Origin of the sequence: Candidatus Cybelea sp. (assembly GCA_036489315.1) — a bacterium.
In the GTDB taxonomy this organism is placed as follows: Bacteria; Vulcanimicrobiota; Vulcanimicrobiia; order Vulcanimicrobiales; family Vulcanimicrobiaceae; genus Cybelea.
Genome location: DASXFZ010000047.1, coordinates 26010 through 48242, shown reverse-complemented (window position 1 = coordinate 48242; position 22233 = coordinate 26010). Strand labels below are relative to the sequence as shown.

The 22233-nt window shown below is 61.8% G+C and carries 20 protein-coding genes; 15 read left to right on the top strand and 5 right to left on the bottom strand.

Annotated elements, in window-relative coordinates; all coding sequences use genetic code 11:
* Position 1 precedes the first annotated feature (1 nt).
* From VGG51_10410 to mqnC, 4 genes are read left to right on the top strand one after another with little or no spacing between them, the layout of a single operon-like run.
* Positions 2–655, top strand: a complete 654-nt coding sequence (locus tag VGG51_10410) for a phosphatase PAP2 family protein (protein ID HEY1883438.1) — start codon at positions 2–4, stop codon at positions 653–655.
* Positions 656–662: 7 nt separating this feature from the next.
* Entirely contained in the window at positions 663–1823 is a 1161-nt protein-coding gene (locus tag VGG51_10405) for a CofH family radical SAM protein (protein HEY1883437.1), read from the top strand.
* A 17-nt stretch (positions 1824–1840) separates the two neighbouring features.
* Positions 1841–2677 (top strand): menaquinone biosynthesis protein, encoded by an 837-nt coding sequence (locus tag VGG51_10400; GenBank protein ID HEY1883436.1) that lies wholly within the window; start codon positions 1841–1843, stop codon positions 2675–2677.
* Entirely contained in the window at positions 2661–3749 is a 1089-nt protein-coding gene (gene mqnC / locus VGG51_10395) for a cyclic dehypoxanthinyl futalosine synthase (protein ID HEY1883435.1), read from the top strand. Before VGG51_10400 ends, mqnC begins: the two co-directional genes overlap by 17 nt.
* Positions 3750–3755: 6 nt before the next feature.
* Here mqnC and mnmA read toward each other — a convergent pair whose 3' ends face one another.
* The gene (mnmA, locus tag VGG51_10390) at positions 3756–4835 is read right to left on the bottom strand and encodes a tRNA 2-thiouridine(34) synthase MnmA (GenBank protein ID HEY1883434.1); all 1080 of its coding nucleotides are present in this window, start codon (positions 4833–4835) and stop codon (positions 3756–3758) included.
* A gap of 48 nt (positions 4836–4883) precedes the next feature.
* On the opposite strand from mnmA, the gene VGG51_10385 reads away from it, so the two are divergent.
* Genes VGG51_10385 through secA form a run of 8 tightly spaced genes read left to right on the top strand, consistent with a single transcriptional unit; the run spans position 4884 to position 13676 of the window.
* A complete protein-coding gene (locus VGG51_10385) occupies positions 4884–5615 on the top strand; it encodes a RodZ domain-containing protein (protein ID HEY1883433.1) in 732 nt (243 codons plus the stop codon).
* Positions 5616–5627: 12 nt separating this feature from the next.
* Positions 5628–6119, top strand: coding sequence for a YajQ family cyclic di-GMP-binding protein (locus VGG51_10380; GenBank protein HEY1883432.1), 492 nt, complete (start codon positions 5628–5630; stop codon positions 6117–6119).
* Between the two features lie 12 nt (positions 6120–6131).
* On the top strand, positions 6132–7469 hold the full coding sequence (gene rimO / locus VGG51_10375) for a 30S ribosomal protein S12 methylthiotransferase RimO (protein HEY1883431.1): 1338 nt from the start codon (positions 6132–6134) through the stop codon (positions 7467–7469).
* The gene (locus VGG51_10370; protein ID HEY1883430.1) at positions 7466–8833 is read left to right on the top strand and encodes an LCP family protein; all 1368 of its coding nucleotides are present in this window, start codon (positions 7466–7468) and stop codon (positions 8831–8833) included. The genes rimO and VGG51_10370 overlap by 4 nt, the downstream gene beginning before the upstream one ends.
* Positions 8834–8855: 22 nt before the next feature.
* Positions 8856–9650 (top strand): polysaccharide deacetylase family protein, encoded by a 795-nt coding sequence (locus VGG51_10365; GenBank protein HEY1883429.1) that lies wholly within the window; start codon positions 8856–8858, stop codon positions 9648–9650.
* 6 nt (positions 9651–9656) lie between these two features.
* Positions 9657–9854, top strand: a complete 198-nt coding sequence (locus VGG51_10360) for a hypothetical protein (protein HEY1883428.1) — start codon at positions 9657–9659, stop codon at positions 9852–9854.
* Positions 9833–11011, top strand: a complete 1179-nt coding sequence (locus tag VGG51_10355; protein HEY1883427.1) for a hypothetical protein — start codon at positions 9833–9835, stop codon at positions 11009–11011. Before VGG51_10360 ends, VGG51_10355 begins: the two co-directional genes overlap by 22 nt.
* A 16-nt stretch (positions 11012–11027) precedes the next feature.
* Positions 11028–13676, top strand: coding sequence for a preprotein translocase subunit SecA (secA, locus tag VGG51_10350; protein ID HEY1883426.1), 2649 nt, complete (start codon positions 11028–11030; stop codon positions 13674–13676).
* A 310-nt stretch (positions 13677–13986) separates the two neighbouring features.
* On the opposite strand, the gene VGG51_10345 is transcribed toward secA, so the two are convergent.
* The 4 genes from VGG51_10345 to VGG51_10330 form a co-directional block, all read right to left on the bottom strand.
* Positions 13987–14940: a hypothetical protein gene (locus VGG51_10345; protein ID HEY1883425.1), complete on the bottom strand. Its 954-nt coding sequence runs from the start codon at positions 14938–14940 to the stop codon at positions 13987–13989.
* A gap of 181 nt (positions 14941–15121) precedes the next feature.
* Entirely contained in the window at positions 15122–15637 is a 516-nt protein-coding gene (locus VGG51_10340; protein HEY1883424.1) for a GNAT family N-acetyltransferase, read from the bottom strand.
* A 130-nt stretch (positions 15638–15767) separates the two neighbouring features.
* Entirely contained in the window at positions 15768–16964 is a 1197-nt protein-coding gene (locus VGG51_10335) for a choice-of-anchor tandem repeat GloVer-containing protein (GenBank protein ID HEY1883423.1), read from the bottom strand.
* 404 nt (positions 16965–17368) lie between these two features.
* A complete protein-coding gene (locus tag VGG51_10330) occupies positions 17369–18589 on the bottom strand; it encodes a choice-of-anchor tandem repeat GloVer-containing protein (protein ID HEY1883422.1) in 1221 nt (406 codons plus the stop codon).
* Between the two features lie 364 nt (positions 18590–18953).
* Here VGG51_10330 and VGG51_10325 point away from each other — a divergent pair, with 364 nt between their 5' ends.
* From VGG51_10325 to VGG51_10315, 3 genes are all read left to right on the top strand, one after another.
* Entirely contained in the window at positions 18954–19256 is a 303-nt protein-coding gene (locus VGG51_10325) for a hypothetical protein (protein ID HEY1883421.1), read from the top strand.
* Between the two features lie 336 nt (positions 19257–19592).
* A complete protein-coding gene (locus VGG51_10320; protein HEY1883420.1) occupies positions 19593–20744 on the top strand; it encodes a choice-of-anchor tandem repeat GloVer-containing protein in 1152 nt (383 codons plus the stop codon).
* Positions 20745–21010: 266 nt separating this feature from the next.
* Positions 21011–22027, top strand: coding sequence for a hypothetical protein (locus VGG51_10315; GenBank protein HEY1883419.1), 1017 nt, complete (start codon positions 21011–21013; stop codon positions 22025–22027).
* Positions 22028–22233: the final 206 nt, after the last annotated feature.

Below are 22233 nucleotides of genomic sequence, written 5' to 3'. Positions count from 1 at the left end.
CGTGACGCGTCTGCTGATCGTGGCGTTCTGCTTCGCCCTCGCACTGGTGGCGTTTGGGGCGTTTGTCGAGCTGGGCGGATCGGTCGTCGCAAACGGCGAGCCGGCGATCTTCGTGCCGTGGGAGCAGTCGCTCTTCGATCACTCGACTCTTGTCGCATGGTGGCTGACCTGGGCCTGCTACCCTGGGGTCCTGATCCCGATCTGCGTCGTCGTCTTGTTCCTCGCCTGGCGCTACCCCGAATGGAGGTTGCGGCTGATTCTCAGCGTCGTTTCGCTTTTGATCTCTTGGCGAGGCGCCGACTACTTCCAGCACGTGTTCGCGCGCCATCGGCCGCTCGAGTGGGTCGTCAAGCACGAAACGACGTTCTCGTATCCGAGCTCGCACGCGGCGATCGCAACCGGATTCTACGCCCTCTTGGCATTGATGATCTTTGCTTCCGACCTTCCGAAGACGACGCGAATTGTCGCAGGCGCGCTGCTATTGCTGCTTGCCGTGGGAATCTGTTGGTCGCGCGTGGCGCTCGGCGCGCACTACATTACCGACCTCCTTGGCGGCGTGCTGCTAGGCCTGGTCGCGGCCAGCCTCATGCTGGGGGTGCTGGCGGGCGGCGCCTTCGGCGGCGTTGGGGGTCGGGTCTCCGGTGCGGCAGAATAGAACGCCGATGATTTACGCGGACCCGATCATGGTAGAGATCGAGCGCAAGCTCGATGCGGGGACCCCGCTTTCGGCGCAAGACGGGCTCGCACTGTATCGCACTTGGGATATTCACTCACTTGGGCGGCTCGCGCGCCGGCAAAAAGAACGCAAGAGCGGCAAAAAAGTCTTCTACGTCCTCAATCGCTACATCAACTCGACCAACGTGTGCTACGCCGGCTGCACGTTCTGTTCGTTCGCGGCCGACGAGTTCAAGGAGGCGCATCGCGTCTTTCGCATGACGGCCGATCAGGTCTTCGCCAAGGCGATGGAGACCGGCGCGAACTTCAATCAGATTCACATCGTCGGCGGACACGACCCGCGACAGCTCTCGCTCGACTACTGGCTGCCGCTGATGCGGCGCTTCAAAGCGGCGCTGCCGCACGTGCAGCTCTCGCTGTTCACGGCAGCCGAGATCGAGTACATGGCCAAGCGCCACCGCATGACCTTTCCGCAGATCGTCGCCGAGCTGAAAGCGGCGGGGCTCGATAACGTCAACGGCGGTGCCGCGGAGATCTTCGCCGACGAGACGCGCGCCAAAATCTGCCCGAACAAAGTCTCGGCGGCGAACTGGCTGGCGCTGCACGAGGAGCTGCACCGCCAAGGCGTCGCCAGCAACGCGACGATGCTCTACGGGCACATCGAGTCGCTCGAAGACCGCGTCGACCACATGATCCGGCTACGCGAATCGCAGGACCGCTCGCCGGGCTTCAACGCATTCATTCCGCTGGCGTTTCACCCCGACGGCAACGAACTTTCGTACTGCGGCTGGACGACCGGCCTCGACGATATCCGCACCTTCGCGGTGGCGCGCCTGATGCTGCACAACTTCGATCACATCAAGGCGTACTGGATGATTCAAGGGCTGAAAGCCTGCCAGGTCGCGCTTCAATTCGGCGCCGACGACATGGACGGCACGCACGGCTCCACCGATGAGGAGATGATCTACCACTCCGCCGGAACGCAGTCGGGCCAGTACGTCGACGACCGCGAGTTCCGGCGCTTGATCGAAGAGGCGGGCTACATGCCGGTGCGGCGCAACTCGACCTACGATGAGTTTGCTTGGGACTGGACGCCCCCCGCCTCGCCGATGGCGGGACGCGAGGCCGTAGTGACGGTATCATCCTGAGCTTGTCGAAGGACGCGATGACCCTTCGCTGCGGCAGGATCAAATACACCAACGATCTGCCGATCTACGCGGCGTTCGATGCCGGCGTTATCGCCTATCCTGGAACGCTGCACGCCGATGTACCCGCCCGATTGAACGCGATGCTGCTCCAGGGCGATCTCGATCTGAGCCCGATCAGCGCGTTTACGTGGGCCGCGAACTGGCAGCAACTCGTGCTCTTGCCCGATCTGTGCATCGGCGCGCGCGACGAGGTCGTCTCGGTCGTACTCGTCTCGCCGATTCCGCCTTCCGCGATCGACGGCGGCCCGGTCTACGTCTCCGAGGAGTCGGCCAGCGGGCGCAATCTGCTGCGCGTCCTGCTCGAGCGGCGCTTCGGTTTGACTCCGCGGTATTTTCCGGAACCCGATCCGCTGCAACGCGCGCGCGGCGGCGACCCCACGCTGCTGATCGGCGACAACGCGATCGACGCGATCGAGCGGTTTCCCGCGGAGCAGGTCTACGATCTCGGGCGCCTGTGGCACGAGTGGACCGGGCAGCAGACGGTCTTTGCCGTCTGGGCGGCACGCCGCGACGCCTTCGAGCGCGACCCCGCGGCCATCGCCGATTGCATGCACGCGCTCACCGATTCGTATACTTGGTCGCGCGCGCACTTGGCCGACGTCGTGGCGCTGGCGCAGAACGCGATCGCCCGGCCGGCCGGATTTTACGAGCACTACTATGCCAAGCTGAACTTCATGCTCCACGCCGCGGCGCAGAACGGCCTGCGCGCGTACTGCCGCGAGCTGTTCGAGATCGGCGCGATTGGGTCGATCCCGGAACGTTTCGAGGAGGTCGCCGGTGCCGGGACTCGCTAGCCTACTCGAGCGCGCCGCCTCGGGCGGCCGGCTTTCGTTCGACGAAGGCGTGCGCCTCTACGCGGAGGCCGATCTGCACGAGCTGGGCGCGGCCGCGCACGCGCGGCGCGTAGCGATGTATTCGCCCGAGATCGTCACCTACGTCGTCGATACAACGATCAACTACACGAACGTCTGCAACGTGCACTGCACCTTCTGCGCCTTCTTTCGGCCCGAGCAGCACAAAGAAGGCTACACGATGTCGCACGACAAGGTGCTGGAACGCGTCAAGTACGCGGTCGACCAAGGTGCGACGCAGATCATGATTCAGGGCGGCGTGAATCCCGAACTCGGCATCTCCTGGTTCGAAGAGCTTTTCGATCGCGTGCGTCGCGAGTACCCCCAGGCCGACATCCACTCGCTCTCGGTCTCGGAGATCGTTGGGCTGGCGCACGTCGAGGGCATCTCGACGCGCGACGTGCTCGCGCGGCTCAAAGATGCCGGCATGAAATCGCTGCCGGGTGCGGGCGCCGAGATCCTCGTCGAACGGGTTCGCAAGCGCATCTCGGCACGCAAGGTCAAGCCGCACGAGTGGCTCGGCGTCATGCGCGAAGCGCAGCTGCTCGGCATGCCGACCACGGCCACGATGATGTTCGGCTCGATCGAAACGCCGGCGGAACGTATCGAGCATCTGCACGTGCTGCGCGAGCTGCAAGACGAGACCGGCGGCTTCACCGCCTTCATCCCCTGGTACTACGTTCCGTTCAAGACGCCGCTGCGCGGCAAAGAATCGACCGGGCTCGAGTATTTGCGGGTGCTCGCGGTCTCCCGGCTCTATCTCGACAACTTCCCGCACCTGCAGGCATCGTGGCTGACGCCGGGCCTCAAGATGGGGCAGCTCGCGCTCTTCTACGGCTGCGACGACATGGGCGGCACGATCATCGAAGAGCAGGTCGTCCACGACGCCGGCAGCACCAACGAAGCGACGCGCCGCGACATCGAGAACGTCATCATCGGCGCCGGTTTTCGCCCCGTCGTACGCGACACGTACTGGAATCTTCGTAACGATCTCGCGCTCGCGACGGCGTCGTAACTCTCCTTAGGGCGGCAGGATGGTTGCGCCGCCTAGCACTTCGTCGGTTTCGGAATCGAGCAGCGCGACCAGCTGACCCGGCGAGACGGCGCGCTGCGCTTGCTGGAAGCGCAGCTTCAGCAGACCCTCGCCATCGATTGAAGCCTTCGCCGGTGCGGGGGTCGCGCGATAGCGGATCATCGCGCGCACCGGCACCTCGTTTTCGCCGTCGAAGCGCTCCGGCCGAATGAAGTTGAGTTCGCCGGCGCGCAGCTCGTGGGAGAGCAGCTCGTCTTCTCGGCCGACGACGATCGTGTTGGTCGCCGGATCGATGCGCGTAACGTAGCGCGGACCGTCGCTGCTCGCGGGCACGAGCGCGCGCTGCCCAATCGTATAGTTGGCGATCCCGGCGTGCTTGCCGAGCCGCTCACCGCCGCTCGCGACGACGGCGCCGTCGTCGCGCAGGGCCGGGCGCAGGCGCATGACGACCTCGCGGTAACTTCGCCCCTCCGCGAAGCAGATGTCTTGCGATTCGGTTTTATCGTGCACCGGCAATGCGAAACGGCGCGCGTGCGAGCGGGTCGCCGCTTTGTCGAGGTCGCCCAACGGGAGAAGCAGACGCTCGAGCTGCGCCGGCGCCAACTGGGCGAGCGCATAGGCCTGATCCTTTGAGCTGGGACTGCGAAAGAGATGCGCGCCGTCTTCGCGCCGTTCGATGCGCGCGTAGTGGCCGGTCGCGACGTAGCGCGCGCCCAAACGATCGGCGTATTGCGCCAGCGTTCCGAGCTTGACGAAGTTGTTGCACGAGACGCACGGGTTCGGCGTTCGCCCGGCAGCGTAGTCGCTGACGAAGCGCTCGATGACCGTGCGGCGAAACGCTTCCTCGAAATCGAGCACGTAGTGCGGAATGCCGAGTACGGCGGCGCTGCGCCGCGCGTCGTCGAAGTCGCTGCTGCCGCAGCAGCTTTTCGCGTGGGCGGGATGCGAGGGTGCGTACATCCGCATCGTAATGCCGACGACGTCGTACCCGCTTTCGAGCAGCAAACCGGCAGCAACGGCTGAATCCACGCCCCCGCTCATTGCTGCAACCACGCGTTCCTTGACCATCTAAACGGACAGGATAACACTAAGGCGGGGCCAACTCAAACGTCACCGATGAGCGACGCTGGACCTGAGAATCTGGGCGAGCGGTTTCGCGCCGCGCGCGAAGCCCGCGGGCTCTTGCTCTCCGACGCCGCCGAGAAGGTCCGCATTCGCGCGGTCTACTTGGCCGCCATCGAGGAAGAGAACTGGAACACGATCGGCGCTCCCGTCTATATTCGCGGCTTTCTGCGCACCTACGCGCGCTTTCTCGCGCTCGATCCCGAGGAGGCGGTGGCCGCCTTCAACCTCACCCAGCCCGAGCCGGCCGCGCCAACCGGCGCCTCCGGATCGGAGCCGGAGCGAGGCTCGGCGCCCTGGCGGAGCAGCCTCGTGCTCTGGATCGCCGGCACGATCGCCGTCGTCTTGGTCGCTTTCGTCGTCTACAACGAGCTGACCATGAATCGTCAGCCGGTCGCCGTCGAGGCCAGCGCGAGCCCCACGCCGAGCTTCGGCGCTTCTACCGCCCCGGTCGCGCCGCGCCCGGCCGCCACCCCGGCGGCAGGGCCAGGGGGCGCCAACTCGCTGGCCGTCGTCCTCTCGGCCCCTTCGTGGCTGCGGGTCACCGTTGACGGGAGTGTTAGCATGGAGGGAACGTTTCCGGCCGGCACGTCGAAGACGTTTCACGGCAAGACGGCGCTCGTGCGCATCGGGAATGCCGGCGGCGTAGAGATCTATATCGACGGTAAGGCCCGCGGAACGCTCGGGAAATCGGGGGACGTCGTTGAGCAAGCTTTCACCCTTTGAGAGGAGTAACGATTGGCGAGCGAGTCTTCGTTCGACGTGGTCTCGCGTGTGGATCCGCAGGAACTCGATAACGCGCTCAATCAGACGCGAAAAGAGATCGAGAACCGCTTCGATTTCAAGAACAGCAAGACCAGCATCGAATACGACGGCAAGAAGATCACGCTGATCTCCGACGACGAGCTCAAGATGCGCAACGTCGTCGACGTCTTCGGGGCCAAGGCCGTACGGCGCGGAATCGATCTCAAAGCGTTCGAGTACGGCGAAGTGGAACCAGCTGCGGGCAGCACGGTTCGCCAGGTCGTCACGCCGCGCAGCGGCATATCGAAGGATCAAAGCAGAGCGCTGATCGCGCACATCAAGGATTTGAAGCTCAAAGTAAACGCACAATACCAGGACGAGCAAGTGCGCGTCTCCGCCAAGAACAAGGACGATCTGCAGAAGGTCATTACATCGCTGCGCGCGATGGATTTCGAAGCTCCGCTGCAGTTCGTCAACTACCGGTAAGCGCAGGGTTCGATGCGAAGCGTCGCGTTCGTGAGTTTGGGCTGTGCGAAAAACCTGGTCGACACCGAGGTGATGATCGCGAAGCTCGCAGGCGCCGGCTGGCGCCTGGAGCCCGAGTCGGAGCGCGCGGACACGGTCGTGATCAATACCTGCGCGTTCATCGACCCGGCCAAAGAAGAATCCACCGAGGTTATCCTCGAGCACGCCTCGCGTAAGCGGCGCGACCAGCATCTGATCGTCGCCGGCTGCCTCGCGCAGCGCTACGGCTCGCAGCTGCAGAGTCTGGTTCCCGAGATCGACGGCGTCGTCGGCACGGGAGCGTACTCGAGCATCGTCGAGCTGCTCGATGACGTCGAGGCGGGGCGCCGGCCGGTACGCCTCGATTTGATCGCCGAGCCCGAGCACGACTTTCTGCCACGCCTGGTTACGACGCCGCGTGCCACCGCGTATCTGAAGATCGCCGAAGGCTGCGATCATCCGTGCACGTTTTGCATCATCCCACAGCTGCGCGGCGCGTTTCGCAGCCGAAGCGAAGAATCGATTCTCGCCGAAGCCCGCGCGCTGGTCGACGGCGGGGCAAAAGAGCTGATCCTGATCGCGCAGGACACCTCGATGTGGGCCCGCGATCGCGGAGAGCGCCGCGGCGGCCTCGCGCGTCTGCTCGAGCGGCTGCACGAAGTCGACGCGCTCGAGTGGATTCGCCTGCTCTATCTCTATCCGGCGACCGTCGATCGCGAGCTGATCGACGCGATCGCGAACCTGCCGAAGGTCTGCAAGTACATGGATATGCCGCTGCAGCACGCGCATCCCGAGATGCTGCGGGCGATGCGCCGCCCCGGCAACGGCGAACGCTATCTCGAAATCATCGACGACTTCCGCTCGCGCGTTCCGGGCATCACGATGCGCTCGACCTTCATCGTCGGCTTCCCCGGCGAGACCGAAGCGCACGTCGAGTATCTAGAGGGCTGGATCGAACGCGCGCGGCTCGATCGCGTCGGGTTTTTCGAGTACAGCGCCGAGGAGGGCACGCCGGCAGCCGAGCTTTCCGGACGAATCGGTGCCGCTGGGCGTCGCCGGCGCTTGATCCGCTTGCGTGAGGCGCAGCGGCTTGCCTCGGAGCAGACGCGCGGCGCGCGCTGCGGGACGACGGTTCGCGTGCTGGTCGAAGAGTATCTTAATGGAAAGCGAGCATGGTTCGGGCGCTCGCAAGGTGAAGCGCCGGGAGTCGATGGCGGTGTCTATTTCACAGGAAATGCTAAGGTTGGCGCGTTTTCTGACGTTAGGTTGGAAGAGCATGGACCCTTCGATTTCTACGGCCGGGCAGCATCCGCGGAGCGCTGCGCAGTTTGAGTATTAAAGTCAAAATCGCGATCGTCGCCGGTTTGATCGTGCTCGCGCTGATCTCGACGGTGACGGGCTACTCGGTCGTCGAACATCGCAATCCGGTCACGGCGCTGACGCAGATCTTCGTGCCGCCGCCGGAACAGGTTTTCGGAAAAGATAACCTGCTCGTGCTTGTCGAGGGCCTCGACTACGACTACACCGCTAAAGACGAAGAGTTTTCCACCAATTCGCGCAGCGACGTCATCTGGGCGGTCAATCTCGATTTCGCGAACAAGCGCATCTACCAGCTCTCGATTCCGCGCGACATGATCGCGACGATGCCCAACGGCACGCAGGCGAAGATCAATCAGGCGCAATCGGACGGCGGCGTCAAAGAGGCCAAGACCGTCATCGCGCAGTGGCTAGGGATTCCCGGCTTCGACCGCTACGTAGTGCTGCGCATCGACGCGTCCAAAGAGTTCATTACCGCGATCGGCGGCGTCAATCTGTACGTGAAGACCTCGGACTGTCTGTGGCACAAGACGGGCTGCACCGGCGGCACGCTCGACTACGACGATACCTGGGGGCATCTGCACATCCACCTCAAGGAGGGAATGCAGCACCTCAGCGGCGAGCAGGCCGTCGCGTACATGCGGTATCGCCACGACTGGTGCAGCGATCCGTGCCGCATCATGCGCCAGCAGCAAGTGATGCGCGCGGTGGCCGATAAAGTCCGCGGCGACCGCCTCAACACGCTGATGCACCTCGGCGACCTCTTGGCGGTCTTCCAGAAGTACGTGCAGACCGATTTCACCAATCAAGAGCTGATCTCGCTCGCGACGCATTTCCAAGGGGTCGCGAATGGATCGATCGTCAGCAAACAAGTGCCGTACACCGATGACGTGAACTTGCCCGGGTACGGCGACTCGCTGGTTCCCGATACGAAGGCGCGCGCTCAGCTGGTCGCGCAGATGCTGACGCCCGCGGCGGAACCGATCGCCTCGCCGAGTGCGATGGCGCTCGCGGCGATTCCGCCCTCGACGCTGCGCGTGGACGTCGAGAACGGCAGCGCGGTCAGCGGCGCGGCCCGCCGTGTCGCCGCGAAACTCAAACACGCCGGATTTGCGATTGGTGAGGTGGGCAATGCCGATCGTTCCGATTACTCCACGACCGAGATCCACGAACACTCCAGCGTCGTTTATGCCGGAGCACGCGTTCGTGAAGCGCTGCCGGCGGGCGTGCACGAGGCGGTCGTCGTTGCGGACTCGTCGGCAGCGCCGAGCGCGGCGCCGACCGACCCCGCGACGACCGCGAGCGATGTGACCGTGATCGTCGGCAACGATTTGGCGACGAGCCTGTCGCTGACCGCCGCGCAGGATCGCCCATTGTGACGTGTCGCCGGCCGTGAGGGGCATGCTGGCATTTTTCGCGGTCGTCGCTCTGATTGCAGGCGGCTGGCGCTTCGTCGAGCACAAGAGCAATCTGGTGCCGTCGTTGGTCACGCCCGAGACCAACGTACACCTCGAGTTCTCGAACGACGTCGTCGCGCGACTCTATCGCGTCACGCACGAGCTTCCCGAAGATCGCTCGCACCGGCCGCGCTTGATCGCACTGACCTTTGACGACGGGCCGTATCCGGTCTACACGCCGATGCTGCTCGACGTGCTGCGCGACCTGCGTGTGCCGGCGACGTTCTTTTTGATCGGACGCGATGCGGAGACGTGGCCGGAGCTCACGCGACGCATCGAGGCCGAAGGTAACGAGGTCGGCAATCACACCTTTACGCATCCGAATTTGGATCAGGAATCGGACGAACAGGTTCGCGAGGAGATTCTAAGAGGGCGTGACGTACTGTGGGATCTCACGCGCGATCCGTCGGTGCGCACGCTGATGCGCCCGCCGCACGGACGTTACAACGAGCGGACGCTGCAGGTCGCGCAGAGCCTCGGCTATTCCGTCGTGCTCTGGACCGACGACGGCGGTGACTGGCGCAGCGTAACCGTCGACGAGTTGGAGCGCCACCTCGTCGAGCACGCGACCGCGCCGGAAATCGTGCTGCTCCACAGCGGGAAGCTTGCGACAATTGAAGCTTTGCCGTTCGTGGTGGACCGGTTCCGCAAGGCCGGCTACCGCTTCGTGACCGTCGGCCAGATGCTCAAGCTCGTTGAGACGAGCGATCTCAACCACCCATTGCGAAAGGGCGTTTAAGCCCTCGTGCCGCGCCAGATCATCGACGTCGAGTCCAGCCGGCCTGCTTACGAGCGGCGCCGGTTGCGCCGAATCATCATCTTCCTGGCGATCGTGCTGATCGTTGCGGCCGCCGTCTGGTTCCTTGCCCAGCGCGTACGTGCCGAGGAAACTCACGTCGCTGCGGGAACCCTGGAGAGAGAATGCTGTCTAAGCGTGCTTTAGCTTTTGTTGCCCTTGCTGCGACTGCCGCGACCGTCGCGTGCAGCAATCTCGGTCAGACGACCGGGGTTGACGTCGGGCCGAACTTCCCGTCGAAGACGCTGTACGCAACGAATACGAACCAAAACGCGATCAGCATCTACGGCAATGGCCTCAAGAATGGTAGCGGGCCTTCCTTCAACATCGGCGGCGGTAACACGGGGCTCGACGGTCCGCAGTATCTGGCGTTCGATCGCCGGCAGAACCTCTGGGTGACCAACTATAACCAGAGCACGCACAACGCCGTTTTGGTGGAGTTTGCCGCGTTGGCGACGGGCAACGTTGTTCCGCTCGGGACGACCGCTGTGCCGGGGCACCCGCGCGGCATCGCTTTTACGCCGAAGGGCCCCACGCCGTTGCCTTCGAGTTCGGCCGGTCCGCCGCCGCCGATCATGGTTATCGCCGATAACATCTCGACGTCGATCTATCCGAGCGAAATTCTGCTTTTTCAGGCCGGTGCGTCGTCGCCGTATCAGTCGATTGCCGGTCCGCGCCCGAGATTGAACGTGCCGGGCGGCATCGCACTCGACCGGTTCGGCCACATTTACGTGGCCAACATCAACGGCGCCACCGTCTCGCAGTTCGTCCTGCCGACACCCTCTCCAACCCCTAAGCCGACGCCGACGCCCAAGCCGACGCCGACCCCAAAACCGACGCCGACGCCGACGGGAAGCCCGAGCCCCAGCCCGACGCCCTCGCCGACGCCCACGCCCGTCAACATCGCCCCGCGCTTTTCGATCACGGCGAAGAACGAAGTGATCACGCCGACCAGCGTAGCGCTCGATTCGAGCGGCAACATCTATATCGTCGATCAGGGGCAGCCCAAGGCCAGCTGCAGCTCGACCGCGTCGGCGGCTATCCTCGTCTTCCCGCCGTACAATAAGAAGATTCCGTATACGAAGCCGATTCGCAAGATCCAGGGTTGCCACACGCTGCTCAACTCGCCGACCGACATCAAGGTCAACAAAGACGGCCTGATCTACGTGGCCGATACCGGCGCCGGCGGCGGGGGAGTCGTCTTGGTCTTCGCGGCGGGTTCGGGAGCCGGGAGCGTCCACGACGTTGTCCCGACGATGTACACTTCGCCGGGCGCCGTAACTGGATTAGGAATCATTCCGTAGAACCTTTCGTACCCCCATGGCATTTCTCAAGACTCTAGTTGACGGTAACGAACGGGAAGTGGCGCGCCTCCGGCGCACCGCCCGTGCCGTCAATGTGTTCGACGAGCAGTTCTCGGCGCTGCCCGATGCCGAGCTGCAAGCCAAGACCGCCGAGTTCAAGAACCGGCTCGAGCAGGGTGAATCGCTCGATGCGATGCTGCCCGAAGTCTTCGCCGTCGTGCGCGAGGCCGGCAAACGCACGGTCGGCATGCGCCACTTCGACGTTCAGATCATGGGCGGCCAGGTGCTCTACGAGGGCCGGATCGCCGAGATGAAGACCGGCGAAGGCAAGACGCTGGTCGCAACGCTGCCCGTCTACGCGCGCGCGCTGGAAGGGCGCGGCGTGCACGTCGTGACCGTCAACGATTACCTTGCTCGCCGCGACGCCGACTGGATGGGCGCGATCTACCAATATCTCGGGCTGAGCGTCGGCGTGATCCAGCACGGGCTCGACTCCGGTGAGCGCCGCGCCGCGTACAACTGTGACGTCACCTACGCGACGAACAACGAAGTCGGCTTCGACTACCTGCGCGACAACATGGCGTGGCAGGTCGAAGACTTGGTACAGCGCGAGCTGTACTTCGCACTCGTTGACGAGGTCGATTCGATCCTCATCGATGAGGCGCGGACGCCGCTGATTATCAGCGGCCCGTCGCAAGAGGCTACCGAGCTCTACGAGAAGTTCGCCCAAATTATTCCGCGGCTGAAGAAGACCGAAGACTTTACGGTAGACGAGAAGGCGCACGCGGTTCCGATTACCGAAGCCGGCGTCGCGCGCGTCGAGAAGATGCTCGGCATCCAGAACCTGTACGATCAGCGCAACATCGAGCTGACCCATCAGCTCAACGCCGCGCTGCGCGCCTGGAACCTCTTCCATCGCGACCAGCAGTACATCGTCAAAGACGGCGAAGTGATCATCGTCGACGAGTTTACGGGCCGGCTGATGCTCGGCCGGCGCTACTCCGACGGCATCCATCAGGCGATCGAGGCGAAGGAAGGCATTAAGGTTCGCGGCGAGGACCAGACGCTCGCGACGATCACCTTCCAGAATCTTTTTCGCCTCTACGAACACCTCGCCGGAATGACCGGTACGGCCAAGACGGAAGAACGCGAATTCCGCGACATCTACGGCTTGGACGTCGTCGTCGTGCCGACGAACATGCCGATGGTTCGCAAAGATAACTCCGATATCGTTTACAAGTCGGAGCGCGCCAAGTTCGAGGCGGTCGTCGACGAGATCATCGAGGAGTATAAGAAGGGCCGCCCCGTGCTCGTCGGCACGCGCTCGATCGAGAAGAGCGAACTGCTCGCTACCATGCTGCGGCGTAAGGGCGTGGAATGCAACGTCCTCAACGCCAAGTACCACGAACAGGAAGCCGAGATCATCAAAGATGCCGGGCAGGACGCCCAGGTGACGATTGCCACCAACATGGCGGGCCGCGGCACCGACATCAAGCTCGGCGAGGGGGTCGCGCAAAATGGCGGCCTGCACATCATCGGTACGGAACGGCACGAGTCGCGGCGGATCGACAATCAGCTGCGCGGCCGCTCGGGCCGGCAAGGCGACCCAGGGTCGTCGCGCTTTTACGTATCGCTCGAGGACGAAGTGATGCGTCTCTTCGGCGGCGAGCGCATGACCAACATCATGGAGCGTGTGGGATTCACCGACGAACAGCCGATCGAATCCGGCCTCGTGTCGAAATCGATTCAGCGGGCTCAGGGCAAGGTCGAAGCGCACAACTACGAGATTCGAAAGCACGTCCTCGAGTACGACGACGTGATGAACAAACAGCGCGGCGTGATCTACGCGGACCGTCGAGCGAATCTCGAAGGAACCTTCGACTCGCGCACCTTCATGCTGCAGACGCTCGAGGCGAAAGTCGATGAGGCCGTCGAAGAGAACGCGCCGGAAAACGCGCACCCGAGCGAGTGGGATTTCGAGGAGATGCTCAACGCGCTCGAACTGGTCTTTCCGCTAAAGCGCTCGACCAGCGTCTCCGACTTGGCGGGGAAGGACCGCGAAGAAATTCGCCGGTTGCTGCACGGCAAAGCGATCGAAGCCTACGAGGCCAAGGAGAAGGAAGTAACGCCCGAGATTCTGCGGGCGGTCGAGCAGAAGTATCTGCTGTTGCCGATCATCGATCGCCAGTGGGTCGATCACCTGTACGTGATGGATCACCTCAAAACCGGAATCGGCCTACGCGGCTACGGTCAAAAAGATCCACGCGTCGAGTATGAGAAGGAAGCCTTCGAAATCTTCGAATCGCTGAAGAACAACATCGCCGACGAAGCGATCAAAGGTGTCTTCCGCGTCGTTATCGAGCAAGGGCCGCCGCCGCAAGAGCTTCAGCCGTATCCGCAAGGCCCGCAGTTCGAACCGATTCCCTCGGGCGAAGTCATCCCCCAACCGGTCACGGTCGGCGGCAACGTATCATCATCGGGCCTCGAGCAAATCCTGGGACCCGCTCCCGGCACCGGGCGCCGCGTTGCGCAGTTCCACACCAACAAAGACGACGAAGAACCGGCGAAACCGGTCCAACGCGATCAACCGAAAGTCGGCAGAAACGAAATGTGCCCCTGCGGCAGCGGAAAAAAATTCAAACGCTGCCACGGGGCCGCAGCCTAAGGGGTAAGGAGTTGGCGAGGCTAAGACGAGACACCCCAGCCGGCCGGGCTGCTGGGCCGCGTTCAGCTGGCGTGGCTGCCGTGCCGATCTGCAGGGCTAGGCGGCTAGGCTGGCGCGGCCGCTAGGCGCGCAAAACCCAGCTCAGCGGCTCGGCAGTGATGCTGCGATCGCAGAGTGGGCGAGCCGTATCGGAAAATCATGAACTGGTTGCAGGTGCACGCTTTCTCAATAGAACGAGCGTTGCAAGGGGTTGTTTCTCCAGGCGCGCCGCCTGGCGGCCTCAAATCACCCGGGGTCTAGCTGGGCGCTTCTATGGCACGGAGCTTACGGTAACCGCGGAGATGCGACTCGAAAAGTTAATGCTATTTGTCCGCTTGCCATCTCCAGGATATGGCCACAATCCGATCTTATTTAGTTTTTCTACTTTTCCGCCGTACGGCAATAAAACGCTGCCATCATAGATCCACGAGGCCATTGCCGCATTGCCGTGGCCCTTGAATGAGGTCGTTCCTATGACTTTTGCGATAGAGCCACGTATCGACAATCGCGCGATGTTGATGGGGTCGCGGCTTTCATATGTGAGATGCGATCCGTCCCACTGCACCTGCCCTGGATTACCGAGCTTACCCTTTACGGAAAGAATAGTAAATTTCGTCATCCCGTGAGGCAACTCGGAAATCGTATGCGATTGCTCATTATCTCCGGAAACGAAAAGATTGCTTTCGTTATCGTACCCGCAATAGTTTGCCGACAGTTTCGTGGAATAGATTAGCGGCGAACCGCTTTCATTTGGAAAGACAGCAACTCTGACTTCGTCGTAGACAACGGCAAGATCGTTTGTCGCCGGGTCAACGGCACAGCCGGATGCTTGGTTGCCTGGCAAGGTTAAGGTATTCACGGACGTCACGCCGCCATGCACAAATTCATCGACCGTGCTTCCGCCCGTTATGAAAACATTGCCCTGGGTATCGGAGCATGCAGCATACGCAATAGACAGAGTGATCTGTCCCACCTGTTCTCCGCCGGGATAGGTTAGGACGCACGCTCCACCGCAACCGCCTACTGCATAAATGAGGTCGCCGCTCGCTGATTCGGGCTTCATCCAGAATCCGCCGTGCTGCGCATGTCTGATAGTAGTGGGGCTTTGCTGCGCTGCTGCGGGCGCACCGATCGGCGGCTGCGATCCGCCGCAGCCCACCAGCAATGCGGCAGCGACGCAGCTACTCAGCGGGTACCGGATGAGTCCAAAGGTCGGCATTTCCATCCTCCGAGGCCGGGCACGTCACGGCGCGAGGCATTGTTTCGGTCTTGACCTGGCTCAGCCCCGGTGACTTCGCATAGCTACGGCGGGCGCATTCTCTCATCCAGGATTCCATGACTGCGCTACGTATCTCAACGTACTAATGAACGCCCTGCTCTACTGGTGCTGGCATCAGCGGTTCCTTTCACAGTGAATCGCGCCACTCACCCTTTTGGAAAACATCACGTCGGAAGGCCGCCTCACGCTTCATGCCGACTTTCTCCATCACCCGCCAGGACGGCACATTGCGAACATCGCAGGTTGCCCAAACACGGTGAAGGCCTAGCTCCTGGAACGCGCGGCTAAGAAGTGCGGCGGCGGCTTCCGTTGCATAACCTTGCCCCCAATATCGTCGATTTACCACATACCCAAAAGAAGCTATACGGTCGTCGTCGCACTGGATAACAAGGCTGATGCTGCCGATTATTTTTTCCTCCTTGGATAGCTCGATCGCAAGCTCGACCTCATTACGCGGCCATATGCGCTGTTTCTCAATACGATTGCTTAGCACGTGGCGCGTGTCTTTCGGTGTGTTGGGGCCCCAGGCCACGTACCTGGAGACCTCTAGATCGCCCCCATATTCATGCAAGTCCGATTCATCAGTCTCTCTAAACTCACGCAGCAGCAGTCGCGCAGTTCGGATAGGAAACCACTTGTCCATAGCACCTCAAAATATACAGCCGGCAAAGGCGATGCGGTCTCGCGGGCGCATCTGTGCGCAAGCGATGGCGAGCGTGAGCGTGCATAGCGCGGACGAGATTCGAAAAAAACGATAATTCACGGCGCCACGCTTACGGTGATGCTTCCCGGAGTGTCGGGGACGACGCCGCGCAACAAACGCTGAAGATCGTGCCATAATGCGAAGCGCCGCCGTTGAAAGTGGTTCCGAGCAAGTTGCGATGGCGGTCGATTAGAACGCCTCCGAGGGGAATCGCGCCGTCGCCCGCGCGAGGGCCTTGGAACGTATAGAGCACGTGTTCGGTGAAAGTCTTTCCGGAGGGAGCCAGCGTGAAGACGGTGCCACAGCCATCTCGGCAATGCGCGCCGCCACCGAACGGCGTCGTCCCATAGAGGTTTCCGCCGCGGTCTTCCACCAGGTCCGAGCGCGGATACGCGCCGTGACTGCGGCCTTTAAATGAATAGAGCACCGTTTCGCGGTACCGCGAACCCTTCGGCGTCAGTTCGAAGGCCGTGCCCTTACCGAGGGCGCCGCCCTCCATAGTCAGGCCGTAAAATACACCGTTAGATCCGCGAAGAAGACTTGCCCAGGGCGCGATTCCGTCCGCGTCACCCTTGAAACGGTAGATCACGGAATAGGAATACTTCGAACCCGACGGAGCCAGTTTGAAGACGGTGCCGCAGCCGGGTGAGCTTGACCGAGACGGGCACGTCGTGAGACCGCCCTCGGACGTGGTACCGTATAGGTTCCCGGCGCTATCGGAAACGAGGGCGTCGGTCGGATCGAGGCCGTCGGGAGAGCCTGAAAACTCGTGGACGACCGTCTCGGTGTAGGTAGAGCCCGACGGCATAAGCTCGAAGACGACGCCCCCGCCGCTCCCACCACCAACCGTCGTACCGAGAAGTGCTCCGCGCTTGGTCATCAGCAGACCGCCGATCGGTGATCCGCCGTCGTTGCCTCCCGTGAACCGGTAGAGTACGCTTTCGGTCCAACCTTGTTGGTTGGGTGTGAGTTTGAAGACGGTGCCGCAGCCGGGCCCTTCGCAGCCGGATGAGCCGCCGGTGTCGCTCGTACCGTAGAGTGCGCCCTTCTTGTCCATAATCAACGTGGATACCGGATCCGCGCCGTCTGTGCCGCTTTGGAAACTGTAAATTACTTGCTCGCTGCCGGCAGCCGTGACCTCGTAAATCGCCCCGTTGCCTGGGTTACCGCCGCTCTGAGTGGTTCCGTAGTACTCGCCGTTCTTACCGGCGAGCATCCCGGCGAGTGGGCTCTCGGCGTCGGGAAACGAGCCAAAGCTGTGAAGCACACTGCTCAAAGGCTGGGCGTTCGTGCCCGCAAGACGTGGAGCGAAGGAGCCGTTCGAAGCGCCTCCGCACGCGGTTAGTGAAAAAAATCCAATTACCAGAATGGTTAGAACGTAGCAACGCATCATAGGATCTCGCTTCCTGGGTCTGAGCCCATTTTTAGGCCACTGGCGACTGGGGGATTGGTTAACCCGAACTCAGTGAGCAACGCCGCGGCGATGCTTAGGCTCAGCGCAAGACGCTTTACGACGAACCGTCCCATCTGTGGTGCTCCCCCGGGAAAATGGTGGTTCAGTACGTTCGCCGCTGCGTCGTTGAACTCCAGCGGAGCCGGTATCTGGTGGCGCATATGGTTAGTGCACCGAGGGGGCGGTCTTTGCGCTAAGCCCCTGAACGCAGGGGAGCACTAGGGAGTGAACGAGTAGACGGTTGAGAACGGGCCACCCGCACCGGATGTCGTGCCGTACAGCGTGCCGTTCACGTCGATCAGAGCCGCCGTAGGAACGACACCGTCGGTGCTACCGCCGAAACTGTGCACGATCTGCTCCTTGCCGGAAGAGCCGATGCGAAAAATTGTCCCCAACCCGGCCGTGCCTCCTTGAGATGTCGTGCCGTAGAGCACGCCGTCGACGTCGATCAAGCCCCCCAGCGGAAATCTGCCGTCGTCCGGCGGCCCGAAGCTATAGATTATCTTTTTCGAGCCGCTCCTCGTGATGCTGAAGACCGTCCCGTTGCCGGACGTACCTCCCTCGTCTGTAACGCCGTACAACCTGCGGTTCGCGGAGATCAAGCTCGCCGAGGGTTGTGCGCCGTCGTCGCCGCCGGCGAAACTGTAGAGTATTTTTTCCGAACCTCCGGTCGTGATGCTAAAGACGGTGCCGTAGCCGTGTGCGCCGCCGCCTGTGGTTCCGTAGAGCGTACCCTTCACGTCGATCAGGCCCGACGGCGATATACCGTCAGAGCCGCTGCCAAAGTAGTGCAGCACGCGTTCAGTACCCGACGGCGTTACACTGAACACGGTTCCGCATCCAACCGTTCCGCCGTGGAACGTACATCCAGGGGGCGCGCCGTCTTCGCCTTGGAACACCGTCGTACCGTAGAGCGTGTCGTGCACGTCGACTAAACCTGCCTCGGGGTTTTCACCGTCGGAGTCCGGCCCAAAGCTGTAAATCACATGTTCCCCGCCGTTCGTGCCGATGCTGAATACCGTTCCAAGTTGATACTTGCCGCCCCGATAGGTGGTTCCGTAGAGCGTGCCCTTCACGTCGATCAGATTCGACCAAGGGTGGCGGCCGCGACCGACCGGCGGAAAATTGTATAGAACCTGCTCCGCGCCGCTTGTCGTGATAGTGTACACCGTCCCCTTATTGAATCGGCCGCCTTGAATCGATGTGCCATAGAGCGTACCGTCCACGTCAAGCAGCGACGCTTGGACGTCCCAACCATCGGGCCTTCCGCGGAATACGTGCAGAACTTCGTAGTTCGAGCTATTGCTGCGCGTGGTGAGCGCGCCGCCCACCGGCATGGCGCCCGGTGCGCCGATCGGCGGCTGCGACCCGCCGCAGCCTGCGAGCAACGCGACAGCCACGCAGGTTAATGCGCAGGGGCCGGAATCGAGAATCTTCACTTGCCTTTCTCCTTGACGCACGAAAGGGTGGGTGCCTAGGAACGTTCGCCGCGTCTCTGCGCTTCCCCAGCGAGTCGAGCACTACGAGCCCGCGAGCTTGCGCAGCGCCTCTCAGTGCCTCGCAGGCGGCGTCTTTACACGGCACGGACGCGCGAGCAGGCCGCGCGCGATAGGCTCTGTATCACGCGATCCAAAGTGATCGCGGTAAAGGTGGAACTCCCTTTGGGCAGTTCTGCAAGAATGAACGAGCCACTCGCATCTTTCAAAAGCCCCGCGGCCCGGCATCGGCTCGAGGCCCGCGAACGGAAATACCGAAGTATTACGCTATCCGGAATTCAGGTGGTCCAGAGAGCTCGGAGCGATTATGAGATTTACGGTTGAAGTCGGTTACAAAGAAAGATCAAGGATTGAGCTTTCTCGGAATTGGTTCACTGGCGCTATGCAGATCCTTGTGAATGGTGAACAAGTGGCGCGGCAGAGTTGGCTCTTGCCTTCTACCCATTTCGGCTTTGCACGAAAACGACGCCACGAGTTTGGAGTTGGCAAGGTCGAGAAGCACCGAGTTGTGATTGAAAGGGAGCGCCCGTTAATCATTGCTGGGATTCGGCCACACACCTACCGTGTGTTCGTAGATGGCGAGTTGATTTACGAGCAGAGTGGTTATTAGCGATACTCGCTTGCCCCGCTGCGACAGTCTAAAACATAGACTCTCTACCACCGTGCCGTCCGGTCAGTTGAATGGGAGTTTCGCTCTATCGCTATGAGCCGAATGTCCCAATTCATGTCGAAATAAACTCTGGAGGGGAGGCCGAGGTAAGCGTCGGTCCTAAACGGACCATTCAACTATGCGAAAGGCGCTTTTGACATGTGCAGATGTCTCCGTTACCTCTGGACCATCGCGGCTATTGCAATCGCAGGCTGCGGGGCGAGAGCGAGTCTTCCCGAATCCAACCTAGCTGCGACTTCGTACGAAGCGGCTTCATCAACAGCGAAGAGGCCATCGATGACCGCGTCACCGAGCGGCAAAGGATCGATCGCAATCCTTTATCGCTTCAAGGGGCGCCCGAACGCCGCATTCCCTGCCGGCGCCCTGACGTATGTAGACGGCAGGTTCTTCGGTGCGACCAACGGAGGGGGCCGAAGCTTTTGCAGCTTGGACACGGGCTGCGGCACCGTTTATACAATAAGCCCGTCAGGAAAGCGCGAACGGGTCCTCTATCAGTTCTCGCATAACAAGAACGGTGAGTACAAAGACGGCGAGTTACCCAATGGCGGTCTGATCGATCGCAACGGTACGTTCTACGGCACAACTGCCGGCGGCGGTCGGGGACTGGCTGGTACGATGTTCAGCCTCTCCTGTCACGCGGGAAAATGTTCGGAAACCGTGCTCCAGAGCTTCAATGGATCCGGAATCGGCAGCGATCCGAATGGCGACCTTGTCGACGAAGGCGGCACGTTATACGGTACCGCGGCGCTCGGCGGAAGTGAGGGTTACGGGACCGTCTTCGCCGCTTCGTCATCCGGCCAGGTAAACGCCATCTACAGCTTCAAAGGCGGTTCCGACGGCGAACGTCCTGAGGCTGGACTCACCGACGTCGACGGGATGCTCTACGGCACGACGGAAGGCCAGCCGTACGGATCCGGTACCGTCTTCAAAATCACCACCTCGGGTGTTGAAACGGTACTGCACCAATTCGGCGGCACCGATGGAAGCGGTGTGCCCGATGGCGTGCAGCCGTTTGCCAAGATGATCTACGTCGGCGGCAGACTGTACGGCACGACCTACTGGGGCGGAGAACACGAGCTAGGTACGGTCTTTTCGATAACCCCGTCCGGGGATGAGCGCGTCGTTTACAGCTTCGCCGGCGGCCTCGACGGTAAGAATCCCGGCGCAGCGCTTATCAGTGTGAACGGCGAAATCTACGGCACAACTGCTACCGGCGGCGCAAACGGTGACGGCACGATCTTCAAGATCGACGGTTCTGGTCACGAGAGCGTCCTCTATAGCTTCAAGGGCGGCACCGACGGCACCGCGCCCGACGCGCTCTTTGAGCTGAACGGCTCCTTGTACGGAACGACGCACGCGGGGGGCAACTTCTCAGACTGCCTCGACTTTGAGGTAGCATGCGGAACGCTCTTCCGAATGCCGTTGTAGCGCAAGAACAGATGAGCCCCTAATGGAGCAGAAAAGCAGCCGTTTTCCTTCGCTATGTGATTAGCGGCGGACCGTAAGCTCAAACCACCGAGTGCATTACGGACCAAGAAGCGGGAGTGCCGAACGTCAGCGTCTGCGTCTTGTCGGTGTGCGCGTACCGAGCTGCTTACAAAGCGGTCTCCGACTGTGCTTACGGAGGCGCGGCCTCTATGGCGGTCGAAAAGCGGGCTGACCCCTGATTTCCGCTTCAAAGGAGCAAAGAATTAATGAAGACCCCTGGTTTACTTAAGTGCGCCGGCGCCGTCGTTGCGCTCGCCGTCGTCTCGGCGTGCGGGAGCGGCTCGACGGTGACGCCGTCGGCCGCGACGCTCAATACGACCCACGTCGGTAGGACGCTGTTCGTGAGTGGGAGGCCGGTAACGGCGGAGAGGCTGAGTCCCCTGCCGCCTTTCGCAGAACTTGTACCGGATAAAGCGAAGTCGAAGGACTACGAGTTTGTCTTCAGCTATTACGGCTCGTACGCCAGCATTTTCAACTATCCAAAAAGCAAGGCGATGATCGGTCAGATTGATGGCCTTGGCGGCCAAGGGTGCACCAACGTTTTGTACGGCTACGGGAAGAAGATTTTCTGGAACGCCGGGCGTACGAACGACCTGATTACCGAATACAAGGTTCCAGAGAAGCTGCTCAGGTCTCTTTCTCTTGACTACACCTACACATCCAGCTGCGGCATGAACACTAGCGGCGATCTTGCGGTAGGCGTGCTAATAGGTAATTCCGGCGGTTCCGCCGGTCAAGTCGTGATCTTCAAGAACGCGAAGGGCTCGGGTACGGTGTACAACACTCCGTTATCCGAAGAGTTCTTTAACGGCTACGACGCCAAAGGCAATCTCTTTGCCGACGGGTTTCTCGAGAGCGGCAGCTTCGGACTGGTCGAGCTTCCAAAGGGCAGCAGCAAGTTCGTTACGATCAAGACGAGCAACTCTCCGGACTTTCCCGGCTCGGTGCAGTGGGATGGCACCTATGTCACCGTGTTTGACCAGGGCACAGCTCAGACGTACCAGTACACGGTTAGCGGAACGACGGCGACGTTGAAGACCACGATACAGTACACCGGGGCTAGCGATTGCGCCCAGACGTGGATCGTTAAGGGCCTGCTCTACTGCGGCGACGCGGGAAATAACGGCGGTGAGGTCTTCAAATATCCGGCCGGCGGTTCGCCGCTTGCGGTCTTCACGGGAGAGTTCGATGAGCCGCTCGGGGTGACGGCAGCGAAGAAATAGTCTTTAACGCACGTGCTCGCTGGGGTGCGCCGCACCCCAGCGAGCCCAACGTCGAAGCTTGGCGTGACGCCGTGCAAAGCGGCAGGGCGGTCCCCGACGACGGACGCACCGTGAAGGCGCGGCTCCAACGCCGGTAGAAGACCAAGTGAACACCAGTATCGCTGCTCGGGGTGCCGATCGCTAACTAAGCCTTGTCAAGAGACCGA

Bases quoted from the DNA above. Each gene is read 5' to 3' on its own strand.
- secA (HEY1883426.1), top strand. From the start codon at position 11,028: ATGGCATTTCTCAAGACTCTAGTTGACGGTAACGAACGGGAAGTGGCG.
- VGG51_10325 (HEY1883421.1), top strand. From the start codon at position 18,954: ATGAGATTTACGGTTGAAGTCGGTTACAAAGAAAGATCAAGGATTGAG.
- mnmA (HEY1883434.1), bottom strand. From the start codon at position 4,835: ATGGTCAAGGAACGCGTGGTTGCAGCAATGAGCGGGGGCGTGGATTCA.
- rimO (HEY1883431.1), top strand. From the start codon at position 6,132: ATGCGAAGCGTCGCGTTCGTGAGTTTGGGCTGTGCGAAAAACCTGGTC.
- VGG51_10355 (HEY1883427.1), top strand. From the start codon at position 9,833: ATGCTGTCTAAGCGTGCTTTAGCTTTTGTTGCCCTTGCTGCGACTGCC.
- VGG51_10340 (HEY1883424.1), bottom strand. From the start codon at position 15,637: ATGGACAAGTGGTTTCCTATCCGAACTGCGCGACTGCTGCTGCGTGAG.
- VGG51_10385 (HEY1883433.1), top strand. From the start codon at position 4,884: ATGAGCGACGCTGGACCTGAGAATCTGGGCGAGCGGTTTCGCGCCGCG.
- VGG51_10405 (HEY1883437.1), top strand. From the start codon at position 663: ATGATTTACGCGGACCCGATCATGGTAGAGATCGAGCGCAAGCTCGAT.
- VGG51_10400 (HEY1883436.1), top strand. From the start codon at position 1,841: ATGACCCTTCGCTGCGGCAGGATCAAATACACCAACGATCTGCCGATC.
- VGG51_10345 (HEY1883425.1), bottom strand. From the start codon at position 14,940: ATGGAAATGCCGACCTTTGGACTCATCCGGTACCCGCTGAGTAGCTGC.
- VGG51_10320 (HEY1883420.1), top strand. From the start codon at position 19,593: ATGACCGCGTCACCGAGCGGCAAAGGATCGATCGCAATCCTTTATCGC.
- VGG51_10365 (HEY1883429.1), top strand. From the start codon at position 8,856: ATGCTGGCATTTTTCGCGGTCGTCGCTCTGATTGCAGGCGGCTGGCGC.
- VGG51_10315 (HEY1883419.1), top strand. From the start codon at position 21,011: ATGAAGACCCCTGGTTTACTTAAGTGCGCCGGCGCCGTCGTTGCGCTC.